We start from the raw sequence: 11,454 nt of genomic DNA, 5'->3' as shown, positions 1-11,454 counted from the left end.
ACAATGAAAAAAGAGTTATATTACCTGGCAACGCTTCTTACGTGCCTCGCATCGACTTCCTGCAACGACAATTTTATGGAACGCCATCCGCAGACGGAGATTGGCGTAGACAGTTACTTCAATACGGAGCAGGACTTGAAAATGTATTGTTACAACCTGTACGATTTCCCCAACTTCAACAATTACGTAGCCGATGCCGGAACCGACAACCAGGCAACGACAGACGTCGTGGAAGTAAAGAACATCATGATTTCGACCAACGCCAATTCGACAACGGTGAGTTCCGGATGGGACTGGGAGAAGTTACGGACAATCAATCTTTTCCTCGATAACTGTGAAAAGGCTGCCGTAGCTGAAGACGTGCTTGCCCATTACCAGGGAGTAGCCCGCTTCTTCCGGGCCCGTTTCTATATGGACAAGGTAAAACGCTTCTCCGACGTGCCCTGGTACGACAAAACGCAGACTACCTCAGACGAAGACTTGTACAAACCGCGTGACTCCCGCGACGTTGTCATCCAGAAGATATTCGAAGACTACCAGTTTGCCGCCGAGCACGTGAAAACCGGCCAGGAGACAGGCGCCGTGGATAAATGGGTGGTCCTCACCTATATGGCACGCCATGCGCTGTACGAAGGTACCTACCGCAAATATCACGACGAACTGAATTTGCAGGCTTCAGCCAACACCTATCTGAAAATAGCCGCTGATGCCGCTCTCCAAATCATGAACGAAGGAGGCTTCAGCATCTATACGACCGGCGATACGGATAACGATTACCACACCTTGTTTGAAAGCCCCGACCTGAGCAGCAATCCGGAAATTATTCTGGCCACTTATTTCGACAGAAAGATAAAAGGGAATGGCTTCTGGGCTTTCATGTTCGGTAATTATATCCCTTGCCCGACCAAAGACCTGGTACAATCTTACCTGATGAAAGACGGTACCTACTACTCCGCCCAGCCGGGTTATGAAACCAAACAGTTCGTAGAAGAATTTCAGAACCGCGACCCGCGTATGTGGCAGACACTCGCCTGGCCGGGATGGGAGCTAATCAACACGATGACCTATGCCCCGGGAGCCGGCATCTATGTGCAGAATCTGAACAAGAACTTCTCCGGCTACCATCAAATCAAAGGTTTCATCAATAATAAGGATGAGGATTATTACCTGGATATCGACTACCCTGTACTGCGTTACGCCGAAGTACTACTGACCTATGCCGAAGCCCGTGCCGAACTGGGTGAGTTAACCCAGGACGATTTGGATAAAACAATCAACCGCCTCCGTTCGCGTGCCGGCATCCCTCCCCTGAAACTAAATCCGGCAGCCGACCCGGTCATGCAGAAAGCCTTCCCTGGCATCTCCTCCACCTTACAGGAGATACGCCGCGAACGCCGTGTCGAACTGGCCCTCGAAGGTTTCCGCTACGATGACCTGATGCGCTGGAAATCCGGCAAATTACTAGAAAAAGAACCCGAAGGCCTCTACTTCCCTTCCTTAGGCAAATTCGACCTGACAGGCGACGGAGTAGAAGATATTTACCTGATTCCTTCCTCACAGGATATCCCCGCCGAAGCGGATAAGGAAACCAATTCGCTGGGTAAAAAGCTGGTATATTACAAAACCGGCACAATCGACGACACGAATGCGACTGTTTACCTGGCCGAAGGGACAAAAGGAAATATCCTGACAATTAAAGACATGGGCACTTTCCAGGAACCCAAATTCTATTACCGCCCCGTCCCGAAACACGAGGTCGACCTGAATCCGGCATTGGCTCCGCAGTTGTTCGGGTGGGAATAAAACAAGTGATAAACAGACATAAGATAATAATACTAAAAACAAGAATATATGAAAATGACAAATGTATTAATCGCCTTATCATTCATGGCGGTAAGCGTATGTAGCCATGCACAGGAAGCGCTACCCAAACAAATAAAAGTCGGAAAAGAGCGAGTGAAGGCACGCAAGGAAATCCGGTTACCCGAAATAGACGGATATAACCTGCTGAAATGTGATTTCCATATCCATACAATCTTCTCCGACGGCATCGTATGGCCGACATTGCGGATACAGGAAGCCTGGGAAGAAGGTCTCGACGCCATCGCCATCACCGACCATATCGAAGGGCAGCCGGCGCGTCCCGGTGTAGAAAAAGGAAATCATAATTATTCCTTCGACCTGGCAAAAGAAGAAGCGGACCGCCGGGAAATCATCCTGATAAAAGGGGGCGAAATCACTCGCTCGATGCCTCCCGGACATCTGAACGCCTTGTTCGTCAAAGATGTAAATGCACTCGACCAGAAAGATTATATGAAAGCAATCGAAGAAGCCCACAACCAGGGTGCCTTCATTCAATGGAATCATCCGGGATGGGGTGTCGACTCTATCCTATGGCACGACGTACACGAAACGCTCTACCAAAAAGGCTGGCTGAACGGCATCGAGGTATTCAACGAATTTGAATGGTATCCGGTCGCCCTGAACTGGGTAAACGAAAAGAACCTGACCTTACTTTGCAACACCGACGTACACGACGTAATCGAACGCTTGTATGATTTCCGCACCACCAGCCACCGTCCAATGACGCTTGTCCTGTCGAAAGACCGCACGGAAGAGGGAATCCGCGAAGCTCTTTTCGATCGCCGTACCCTGATATGGTTCTATGACACCCTAATGGGAAAAGAAGATTTACTGCAAAAGTTCTTCGAAGCTTCCATCGAAATGAAACCGGTCCACCACTCCACCCCCGAACGTTCATACCGGAGTATCGTGAACCATACAGATGTCCCCTTCCTCCTCCGGAAAACGGATAAGAATGTAAACGGTTATCCGGAAACAATCGAGATACCCGCCGGAGAAACGATACTTGTCATACAACCTAAAGCAAACAGCAATCAATCCGTATCTTACCAGGTCGAGAATATGATTATCAGCCCGGAAAAGAGATTAGAGGTCCGGCTGTTTTAAGGTTTTAGTTCAAAGGGATATTGTTGTTATTATTTGTTTTAAATATTTCAATAATTGCCAGGTTTGAGCTATCTTTTATAGCAACTGGTTGTACCTGGCTCCCCTCTTGAGAGGGGGAAGGGGGTGTGTCATATCCCCGCCATACAACCACCATAATCAGAGTCACTTGACTATTACAGGTTCATTTGCCGTTTGCTTCAGCTGACGGCAAATAAACCTGTAACAAGGCTTGTTTTATTGACTCTTTAACACACCCCCTACCCCCTCTCAAGAGGGGAGCCAGGTACAACCAGTCAATAAACAGATAGCTCAATTTTTTCTATATTCGAGCGCGAAGCCTAATTTTCAATTCTCAATTTTCCAATTGCCCTTTATTTCTTATGATATTATCAAAATTAAACCCCTATCTTTGCAATCTCAACAAAAAACTCTCTTATGAATTGGTTGCAGGAAGCTTTTTTAGAGCCGACGATGTTGCAGGCTGTTATAGTTATCTCACTGGTTTCGGCCGTGGGATTATTCTTGGGAAGACAGAAGATATTCGGTATATCGCTGGGGATCACCTTCGTATTCTTTGCCGGGATTCTGGCCGGGCATTTCGGGATTGTTGTTAATAAAGACATGCTGAACTTCGCACAGAGCTTCGGCCTGATTCTGTTTGTCTACTCTTTAGGGTTACAGGTCGGTCCGGGTTTCTTCTCCTCTTTAAAAAAAGGCGGGGTAGCTATGAACATGATGGGGTTGGGCGTCATCCTGCTGGGATTGCTCATGACTCTTGTTTTCCATTGGACGACCGATGTTTCGTTGCCGAATATGGTCGGCCTGCTTTGCGGAGCCGTCACCAACACACCGGCTCTGGGGGCCGCACAACAGGCTTTATTACAGGTAGAACCGGCCGATTACAAGGAAGTGACCGATATGGCACTGGCTTGTGCCGTAGCCTATCCTTTGGGAGTCGTAGGGGTTATCCTGGCTATTATCCTGCTGAAAAAAGTGTTCGGAGACAAGAACCTGGCGGATGACAAAGAAAAACATAACACGAAACCCAATATTACCGAATTCCATATCAGCAACCCTGCTATCTACGATAAAAGTATCAAGGATATCATGAAGCTGACGGAGAAACATTTTGTGATTTCCCGCGTGTGGCGTAACGGAAAAGTAAGTATCCCCACCTCCGACACCGTACTGCATGAAGACGACCATCTACTGATTATTTCCCATAAATCAGATGTCGAAACCATTAAAGTGCTTTTCGGAGAACAGGAAAACGTCGACTGGAACAAAGAAGACATCGACTGGAATGCAATCGACTCGCAACTGATATCCCGCCGCATCGTCGTTACCCGCAACCGGGTAAACGGCGTAAAGCTCGGTTCGCTCCGACTACGTAACCTGTACGGCATCAATATCACCCGTGTAAACCGTGCCGGTATCGACCTGGTTGCCGACTCGGCCCTACACCTGCAAATCGGCGACCGGTTGACAATCGTAGGCGAGAAAAATGCAGTCAATAATGTAGGCCGGATTCTGGGAGACGAAATCAAACGCCTGGATAATCCGAACCTGCTGGCGGTATTTATCGGTATCTCACTGGGGGTTCTGCTGGGGTCCCTGCCGATCATGTTGCCGGGGATGACTACACCAATCAAATTGGGTATTGCCGGCGGTCCCATTATTGTCGGTATCCTGATGGGTGCTTTCGGCCCGCGTTTCCATCTGACTACTTATACGACCATGAGTGCCAACCTGATGCTGCGCCAATTAGGTATCGTCATCTATCTGGCCGGGCTTGGGATTGATTCGGGAGCCCATTTCTTTGAGACCGTATTCCGGGCGGAAGGGGCTTTATGGGTCGGACTAGGTTTTCTGCTGACGATTGTCCCTGTCCTGATTGTCGGTTTCATCGCTTCCCAGTTCTTCAAACTCGACTATGCACACAACGTCGGGATGCTCTGCGGCAGTATGGCAAACCCCATGGCCCTGACCTATGCCAATACAACGGTCGAAGGCGACGAACCATCGGTAGCCTATGCTACGGTTTATCCTTTATCCATGTTTATCAGGGTGATATCGGCGCAGTTAATCATTATGCTATTTACATAAAAAAGGGGGGAACTTTCATTCCCCCTCCCTCATAATATAATCAGTATCGATTATCCTTTCACAATCTCTTCTTTCTCTTTATCCCAGTACATCGTACGTCCTTCCAGATAAGCATGTGTTCCCATATGGGCAGTCATCGCTTCCTGGAATGCGGCATCTATGTTACAGCTCGGCTGTTTATTCTGACGGATACATTCCAACCATTCACGAATATGCAGGTGAGTCGTGTCGTAACGTTTACCGCTTACATAGGTGTAAAGCAAACCGCGCTGGGCAAAATATAATTCAGTAGGTGACGTAATAGCATCCACCGAATTTTGTCCCGGTACATAGGTGTAGAACGGTTCGTTCGGTTTGATGATCCCCTTGTCCATCTTCTCCTTGTAAATTTCAGAAGCCGGGTCTGCTTTCAGCGTAATCGTATTGGACAATTCCATCTGGGCATCATGTCCCATAATGACCTTTCCACGCGGACGGTTGCTGGCCAATGTAGCACTGTACAACATCGTCATATCCCGGTCGGGGAATTCGAAAGTAGTCTGCAAGACGTCAGGTACCGTACGTCCGTCCTTGAAGTAATAGACACCACCCGACGAAGTTGCCGAATGAGGAATACCCACTCCGAATATCTGATTGATCGCATCATACTCGTGTGTCAGCAAGTCACCGCTCAAACCGGTACTGTAATCCCACCAGCAACGCCAGCGGAAGAAACGTTCCAGGCTGAATTTATCACGGGGATCAGGACCGATATACCGTTGCAGGTTGTTCGATGTCATATAGTCGGTATATTCCTTGATGCGTTCTTCCGGTCCTTCGAACTGTTTCCAGTCGATTGTGTCGGGAGAAGCGCCGTCTATCAGCGGATATACCCACGCTCCGTTCGGATCGTTACGGTTGGTACATACTTCGATCAGCGATACTTTGCCGATCAGGCTTTATCGATGATCTCCTTGGCACGGATATAACTGTCGGTCTGACGTCCCTGATGCCCCAGCTGGAAAACAATACCGGTTTCCTTAACCACCTGGCGCACCTGATAAGTCTCAGGTACTGTCCACGATAACGGTTTTTCCACATAGACATGCTTTCCTGCTTTTGCTGCTTCCATCGCCATCGTACTGTGCCAATGGTCGGGGGTAGCGATAATAACTGCGTCGATGTCATCGGCCGCCAGCAATTCTTTATATGTTCTGTAACGTTTCGGCCGTTTCCCGAACTTTCCGTTCGAACCTTCGCGATGAATATTGGATGCCGCCAAAACAGCCGCTTCACCATACACATCGAAGATATCGCACACGCCGGTTACTTCGATATTCAGGTCATCCTGCTCCAGGAACTGCTCATAACGCTTGTCCTTGCTATCGTTCTTCGCCCCTTCAATCAGGCCGTCGATCCAGGAAGGTTCGGCAAAACCGGCTGCACGCATCAGCTGCTTGCCGCGGATACCGAAACCGATCATTCCGATACGAATCTTTTTCCCGTCCGGCTGGGCAGGAATCATATAATGTTCTTTATCAAACTTAAAGGCACTACCCAGACTTTTCGACTTTTTGTCGTACGTCTGTTTCTTGTAGACACCATAACCCAGTGCCCCCAATACCGGAATGGTAGCCAACGCCTTCAGGGCATTACGACGTCCTTCAGACTGAGGCCCCTGATTTTCTTTCGGAGTATTATTATTGTTTTCTGTTGCCATGATATTACATTAATTTGAGTTTAGACAATAAGGGAATCGCTTTTTTCAGATAGCGGTCCAGCCCGATAATATGAGAAGTGGGAAAAACCAGCAGTACAGCCAGAGCCGCCATCTCTACCAGATTCTTGTCTATCCACAGATAAGACCCTTCGAACGGCATCATATATTGTGCCCGATAAACGAAGGATGGGAAAGGTAATAAAATGCAAGCAATATCATCGCTCCGATAGAAGAGAGTTTGCTGAAAGCACCGGTAATCAGTCCGAGACCAATTAACAACAGCGCCCATTCGTTCAGCGCATTAACCATGTTCATCATGGCCGGATCACTAGCCAATCCGGCGAAAAAGTCAGACATAAAACCTTTGGAATCGAGCAGGTAAGGAAGCGATGTCCATTTGGGATTCAGGATCTTCACCAGTCCTTCGTAGGCAAAATGCCAGCCAATGAATAATCGCAGTACAACCATCGCGGTCAACTGCGCAGAAGTGTAAGAATCTTTTTGTATCATTTCATGTATTTGATTTATCGCCGCAAATATAGGGATAAAATCCGGAGAACAAAGGATTTGAAATACTGATGATACTAAAACTTTCTACATTTTACCAAAATTTTACTATTGTCGGCCTGAGTAGTAGCAAAAAGATATACATCTCCACCATCCATGATCTTTGTGCGCTTACGCAATTCTTCTACGGATAGAGGGAAATTACGGACAGTGATATTTGCACGGGGTATTTGTCCGGATATTCCTTTGCAGAGTTTCCCGGTAAAAGGGAATACCTCTTCTACGACAAAACTCCTGCCCGGAAAAACAGCTACTCCTGTATCAGAGGTATAAAGATGGCTACTCGTATGCAACTTTTCAAGTCCGAAACGGGTAGCGGTACTTTTAAAAGCACCGGCTTTCAACAGTGAGGAATTGGGTTCATAGAGATAGTTTTTTATCTGACCGGACAGATGTAATTCTTCCCGGCTCTCATCCTGCAAAGTAAAAATAAAAGATTCTTCCTCCCCATTAGCAGTATAATTAATACAATGGATAGCCGGAGATGTTATGGATGCATCCCTTTCCACAACAAAAAGCAGTTCCTTACATTCGTTCTTTACCGATAACACATGGACCTCCGTAGTTCCAGGCAAGAGTTCCAATGTCAACCGTATATCGGCCATAGGAGATAACTTTGCAATCACTTTCGGCGCATGGCGGAAGAGTTCCGGCAACAAGGCCGGCAGGTCGGGCTCACAATCCTGCAAAGCAAAAACCCGTTTATTCCCTTCGCCGCGGCGGGCCGGGTCAATATAAAAAACATCGGTTCGGGGCAGTTGGGATATTAACATTGTGCTATCCCCCTCCATAACCGTTATATTGTCGACACCCAATGCTGAAAAATTATTACGGGCAGCCTCGCAATAGGCAGGGAAACGTTCTATATAAGTTACTTGGCGGACTTTCCGGGAGAAGTAATAACTGTCAATTCCCAGCCCCCCGGTCAGGTCGCACAGGGTTTCATCTTCCTTCACCAAACGCTGTTTGTAGGAAGCCGTCTGTTCAGATGAACATTGCTCTGCCGATATCTTTGAAGGAAATAACAAATCGTCGTTTGCATACCATAGAGGCAGCTTTTCCCTAATCTGACGCCGGGATGCAATCTGTTCTGCAGCAAAAGGAACATCGATTGAAGGATAACGGGATGCACTCAGCAGAAGACGTGTCAAATCATCGCCTGCATGTTCTTTTACAAATCTCCGGAATTCATCTGTCTGTTTCATGCGGCAAAGATAAGGTTTTTATGATTAGTGATACAACGAATATTTTTCAAAAAAACTAGCAAATCATTTGCTGTTTGTCAGAGAATATCTATATTTGCTGCCGTAATAACAAAAACAGTCATGAGAACATTTATAGTAAATACATTTTGGTGGTGGCGCTCTTTACTCCTACAACGGTCGTAAGGAACGCAGTCCTGTGTATATACTAGTCAAGATATCATAGAAAGGTCTGTCGCACTTGCGACGGGCCTTTTTTCTTTTTCAAACAAACGGAATACAACTAAAATAATATAGCAAAAAGATGAAAACGTATCAAGTTGACAAAAACGGTTATTATGGTGAGTTCGGCGGTGCTTATATCCCCGAAATCCTTCACCAGTGTGTGGAAGACTTACAGAACATCTATCTGGAAGTACTGGAAAGTGAAAGTTTCAAACAGGAATTCAACCAGTTGCTGCGCGACTATGTAGGCCGTCCCTCTCCCCTTTACCTGGCAAAACGATTAAGCGAAAAGTATGGTTGCAAGATTTATCTCAAACGGGAAGACCTCAACCATACGGGAGCCCACAAAATCAACAACACAATCGGACAGATTCTGCTGGCACGCCGCATGGGTAAAACCCGCATCATCGCCGAAACAGGTGCCGGACAGCACGGTGTTGCCACAGCTACCGTTTGCGCCTTGATGAACATGGAATGCATCGTTTACATGGGCAAGACGGATGTGGAACGCCAGCATGCCAACGTGCAGAAGATGGAGATGCTCGGCGCGACCGTCGTCCCTGTTACTTCCGGCAACATGACCCTGAAAGATGCGACAAACGAAGCAATCCGTGACTGGTGTTGTCACCCTTCCGATACGTATTACATCATCGGTTCCACAGTCGGCCCTCACCCTTATCCCGACATGGTAGCACGCCTGCAATCCGTTATCAGTGAAGAGATAAAGAAACAGTTACAGGAAAAAGAAGGGCGCGATCATCCGGATTACCTGATTGCCTGCGTGGGAGGCGGAAGCAATGCCGCCGGTACAATCTATCACTTTATCGACGACCAGCGGGTGAAACTCGTACTGGCAGAAGCCGGAGGAAAAGGAATCTGTTCAGGTATGAGCGCCGCCACCATCCAGCTGGGAAAAAAAGGAATCATACACGGAGCCCGTACCCTGGTCATGCAGAGCGAAGACGGACAAATCGAAGAGCCCTACTCTATCTCTGCCGGACTGGACTATCCGGGAATCGGCCCGATTCACGCCAATCTGTCCGTCAGCCACCGCGCCTCTATCCTGGCTGTCGATGACGACGAAGCACTGGAAGCCGCTTTCGAACTGACCCGCCTGGAAGGAATCATCCCGGCACTGGAAAGCGCCCATGCACTGGGAGCACTCAGCAAAGTGAATTTCAAGCCGGAAGACGTAGTCGTACTGACCGTTTCGGGACGCGGAGATAAAGATATGGATACGTATATTGAATACAAAAACAGAAAGTAACCGATGAAAAACTATCATTTCAAAACGATAAGCAAACAGGTCCTGGGCGACCTGCACACGCCCGTCAGCATCTACCTGAAAGTACGGGATATCTATCCGGAATCAGCCCTGCTGGAAAGTTCGGACTTCCACGGAAACGAAAACAGCCTTTCCTTCATCGCCCTCTGCCCGCTGGCAAGTATCGGCATCAACAACGGCGAATGTACGGCAACCTTTCCCGACAGCAACCGCGAAGTGACTCCCCTCAGCGAAAGCTATAACGTAGCAGATGCCATGAACGCGTTTCTGAGCCGTTACAGCATCGAAGGGGCAGACAAGAAAATCTGCGGCCTGTTCGGATACACGGCCTTCGATGCTGTCCGTTACTTCGAAAACATTCCGGTCATGGAAGCCCACCACGAAGAGAACGATGCTCCCGACATGCTATACATATTATATAAGTATATCCTCGTCTTCAACCATTTCAAAAATGAACTGACATTGGTCGAATTATTGCAGGACGGTGAAAAAAGCAACTTGCAAGAGATCGAAACACTGATTGAAAACCGCAACTATGCTTCCTATAACTTCCAGACTACCGGGCCGGAGACTTCTCCTATCACCGGCGAAGAATACAAGGCCATGGTTCGCGAAGGTATCAAACACTGCCTGCGCGGTGATGTTTTCCAAATCGTTTTAAGCCGCCGTTTCGAACAACCGTTCAAAGGCGACGACTTTAAAGTCTACCGTGCCCTGAGAAGTGTCAATCCTTCCCCTTACCTTTTCTATTTTGACTTCGGCGGCTTCCGCATCTTCGGTTCTTCTCCCGAAACGCACTGCAAAGTGACGGAAGGCCATGCAAGCATCGACCCGATTGCCGGAACCGCTTTCCGCACAGGCAACGTGGCTCTCGACAAACAACGTACAGAAGCCCTGCTCGCCGACCCGAAAGAGAATGCCGAACATGTCATGCTGGTAGACCTTGCCCGCAACGACCTAAGCCGCAACGCACACAACGTACAGGTCGATTTCTACAAGGAGGTACAATATTACAGCCACGTCATCCACCTGGTTTCCCGTGTAAGCGGCGAAGTGAACAACGACAGCAACCCGGTAAAAACATACATCGACACCTTCCCGGCAGGAACCCTCAGCGGCGCCCCGAAAGTACGTGCCATGCAGCTTATCACCGACCTCGAAAAACATAACCGCGGAGCCTATGGCGGCTGTATCGGATTTATCGGCCTGGACGGTGACCTGAACCAGGCAATCACCATCCGTACCTTCGTCAGCCGCGGCAACGTACTGTATTACCAGGCCGGTGCCGGTATCGTAGCGAAAAGCAACGACGAACGCGAACTTCAGGAAGTAAACAACAAGCTGGGAGCCTTGAAAAAGGCAATCGACCTGGCAGAGAAGTTGAAGAATTAAAAATTGAA

General features: G+C 48.1%; 6 protein-coding genes and 2 pseudogenes. 5 read left to right on the top strand and 3 right to left on the bottom strand.

All coding sequences use genetic code 11. From position 1 onward, the window contains the following. The first annotated feature begins 3 nt into the window (after positions 1-3). From DXA15_RS08020 to DXA15_RS08010, 3 genes are all read left to right on the top strand, one after another. Positions 4-1,803, top strand: a complete 1,800-nt coding sequence (locus DXA15_RS08020; RefSeq protein WP_128133682.1) for a RagB/SusD family nutrient uptake outer membrane protein — start codon at positions 4-6, stop codon at positions 1,801-1,803. Positions 1,804-1,851: 48 nt separating this feature from the next. Next, on the top strand, positions 1,852-2,970 hold the full coding sequence (locus DXA15_RS08015; protein WP_128133681.1) for an Sb-PDE family phosphodiesterase: 1,119 nt from the start codon (positions 1,852-1,854) through the stop codon (positions 2,968-2,970). Positions 2,971-3,405: 435 nt separating this feature from the next. Continuing rightward, positions 3,406-5,076, top strand: coding sequence for a putative transporter (locus tag DXA15_RS08010; RefSeq protein ID WP_128133680.1), 1,671 nt, complete (start codon positions 3,406-3,408; stop codon positions 5,074-5,076). A 50-nt stretch (positions 5,077-5,126) separates the two neighbouring features. Here the strand turns inward: DXA15_RS08010 and DXA15_RS08005 are convergent. From DXA15_RS08005 to DXA15_RS07995, 3 genes and pseudogenes are all read right to left on the bottom strand, one after another. Next, positions 5,127-6,775 (bottom strand): annotated as a pseudogene (locus tag DXA15_RS08005) (Gfo/Idh/MocA family oxidoreductase). Between the two features lie 4 nt (positions 6,776-6,779). Then, positions 6,780-7,285 (bottom strand): annotated as a pseudogene (locus DXA15_RS08000) (DoxX family membrane protein). A gap of 74 nt (positions 7,286-7,359) precedes the next feature. Next, positions 7,360-8,547 carry a class I SAM-dependent methyltransferase gene (locus DXA15_RS07995; protein ID WP_128133679.1) on the bottom strand — a complete coding sequence of 396 codons (1,188 nt, stop codon included), beginning with the start codon at positions 8,545-8,547 and terminating at the stop codon, positions 7,360-7,362. A 301-nt stretch (positions 8,548-8,848) separates the two neighbouring features. Here DXA15_RS07995 and trpB point away from each other — a divergent pair, with 301 nt between their 5' ends. Continuing rightward, complete coding sequence (trpB, locus tag DXA15_RS07985; RefSeq protein WP_007652539.1) at positions 8,849-10,036, top strand: tryptophan synthase subunit beta; 1,188 nt, start codon at positions 8,849-8,851, stop codon at positions 10,034-10,036. A gap of 3 nt (positions 10,037-10,039) precedes the next feature. Beyond that, positions 10,040-11,446 (top strand): anthranilate synthase component I family protein, encoded by a 1,407-nt coding sequence (locus DXA15_RS07980; RefSeq protein WP_128133678.1) that lies wholly within the window; start codon positions 10,040-10,042, stop codon positions 11,444-11,446. The last annotated feature ends 8 nt before the right edge of the window (positions 11,447-11,454 follow it).

The sequence above is a fragment of the Parabacteroides sp. AM58-2XD genome (assembly GCF_003463685.1).
In the GTDB taxonomy this organism is placed as follows: Bacteria; Bacteroidota; Bacteroidia; order Bacteroidales; family Tannerellaceae; genus Parabacteroides; species Parabacteroides segnis.
This window is presented reverse-complemented; position numbering and strand designations above follow the sequence as displayed.

Bases quoted from the DNA above. Each gene is read 5' to 3' on its own strand.
- DXA15_RS08020 (WP_128133682.1), top strand. From the start codon at position 4: ATGAAAAAAGAGTTATATTACCTGGCAACGCTTCTTACGTGCCTCGCA.
- DXA15_RS08015 (WP_128133681.1), top strand. From the start codon at position 1,852: ATGAAAATGACAAATGTATTAATCGCCTTATCATTCATGGCGGTAAGC.
- DXA15_RS08010 (WP_128133680.1), top strand. From the start codon at position 3,406: ATGAATTGGTTGCAGGAAGCTTTTTTAGAGCCGACGATGTTGCAGGCT.
- DXA15_RS07995 (WP_128133679.1), bottom strand. From the start codon at position 8,547: ATGAAACAGACAGATGAATTCCGGAGATTTGTAAAAGAACATGCAGGC.
- trpB (WP_007652539.1), top strand. From the start codon at position 8,849: ATGAAAACGTATCAAGTTGACAAAAACGGTTATTATGGTGAGTTCGGC.
- DXA15_RS07980 (WP_128133678.1), top strand. From the start codon at position 10,040: ATGAAAAACTATCATTTCAAAACGATAAGCAAACAGGTCCTGGGCGAC.